This is a genomic window from Thauera sp. ZXT1-4 (assembly GCF_052598215.2).
This window is the reverse complement of record NZ_JBQWSN020000125.1, coordinates 1-685: the sequence shown is the minus strand read 5'-3', so window position 1 is coordinate 685 and position 685 is coordinate 1. Positions and strand designations below refer to the sequence as shown.

Genomic DNA, 685 nt, shown 5'->3' with positions numbered 1-685 from the left:
TGTCGGACTTCACGGTGTGTGACGAACTCAGGATCACGGTGGGCGGCGAACACTTCGCGCATCGCCTGTACCAGTTCGCGCTGGCCTACTCGGGCTGGCGCCACGCCGAACTCGTGTGCGGCGGCGAGAGCTTCGCCGCGCTGGCGCAGGGGCTGCAGAACGCCCTGTGGGCCTTGGGCGGCGTGCCTGAGGAGCACCGCACCGACAGCCTGTCGGCCGCCTTCAATAACTTGGCGGAAGCGGAAACGCTCACGCGCCGCTATGCAGACCTGTGCCAGCACTATGGCATGCGCCCGAGCCGGAACAATCTCGGCCAGTCGCACGAGAACGGCGCCATCGAATCGCGCCAAGGCAGCCTGAAGGGCGCGCTCGAGCAGGCGCTGCTGTTGCGCGGGCACCGCGAGTTTGCCACCACTGCCGACTATCGGCGTTTCGTCGCAGAGGTCGTCGCACGGCTGAACCGGCGCATCCAGACACGGCTGTCCGAGGAGCGCAGCCAGCTCGCTGCGCTACCAGTGCGCCGGACTAGCGAGTACGAGGAGATCGAAGCGCGCGTGACCAAGTTCAGCACCGTCAGCATCCGTCGCGTGCTCTACAGCGTACCCTCGCGCCTGATCGGCCATCGGCTCAAGTTTCGCCTCTACCCCGAGCGCCTCGAAGGCTGGCTGGGCGGGGTGTGCGTGTT

Annotated in this window: 1 protein-coding gene; it reads left to right on the top strand. The window is 67.0% G+C overall.

What is annotated here, in order from left to right:
- A partial coding sequence (locus ACUH78_RS19440) for a Mu transposase domain-containing protein (RefSeq protein WP_445334468.1) occupies positions 1-685 on the top strand: 685 nt, incomplete at both ends.